This window comes from Streptomyces sp. H39-C1, assembly GCF_027158125.1.
Lineage (GTDB): Bacteria > Actinomycetota > Actinomycetes > Streptomycetales > Streptomycetaceae > Actinacidiphila > Actinacidiphila fildesensis.
In genome coordinates this window covers 1-820 of record NZ_JAPVLS010000283.1, presented here as the reverse complement: position 1 = coordinate 820, position 820 = coordinate 1, and the positions used below count along the sequence as shown (strand labels likewise).

The following is an 820-nucleotide window of genomic DNA, read 5'->3' as shown; positions in this document are numbered from 1 at the left end:
GGAGTTCTTTGCCGAGGACGAGGCTCTGTTCGACGGCGCGGCGGATGGCGGCGGTGTCGGCGTCGTCGGCGCGGGCGGCCTGGACCGCGGTGGTGAAAGTGCGCAGCAGGCGGGGGTTACGGACGTCACCCACGAACACAGCTCCGCCGGGAGCGAGCAGGCGTACGGCCTGCTCGATGACCTGCCGGAGGTATTCGGCGTTGGGGAAGTACTGGACAACGGAGTTCAGGATGACCGTGTCGAAGTGACCCTGCGGGAGTCCGTCGTGCTCGTGCGCTGCCTGGGCGCGCAGGGTGACGCGCCCGGCGAGCTCGGGATCGGCATCGACGTGGCACCGCATCGCCTCGATGACGGTCGGGGAGAGATCCGTCGCCCAGTACTCGCTGCACTCGGGCGCCAGTTTCGCCAGCAGCAGACCGGTACCGACGCCGATCTCGAGGACCCGGCCGGGCTTGAGCGCCCTGACCCGCTCGACGGTCGCCTCACGCCATTCCCGCATCTCCGACAACGGAATCGCGCTGTCGTCGTAGCTGCTGTTCCAGCCGGAGAAGTCCTCACCGAACTCAGCACCGGACCCGGTGTACAGCGAGTCGTAGAGCTCCTGCCACTCGCCGATCTGAGCCCGCTCATCCTCGTCGCTCGTCGGGACGGAGCGGTCGGCTGCTACATAGGCGACCAGATGAGCGTCACCTGGTTGGTTTTCGTGGGTGATGACGGCGGCTTGGGTGATGTCGGGGTGGTCGGTGAGGACTTTCTCGATTTCGCCGGGTTCGATGCGGAAGCCGCGGATTTTGATTTGGTGGTCGGCGCGGCCGGTGTA

Annotated in this window: 1 protein-coding gene; it reads right to left on the bottom strand. The window is 66.8% G+C overall.

Annotated elements, in window-relative coordinates:
* A partial coding sequence (locus tag O3W51_RS48215) for a class I SAM-dependent methyltransferase (RefSeq protein ID WP_269290450.1) occupies window positions 1-820 on the bottom strand: 820 nt, incomplete at both ends.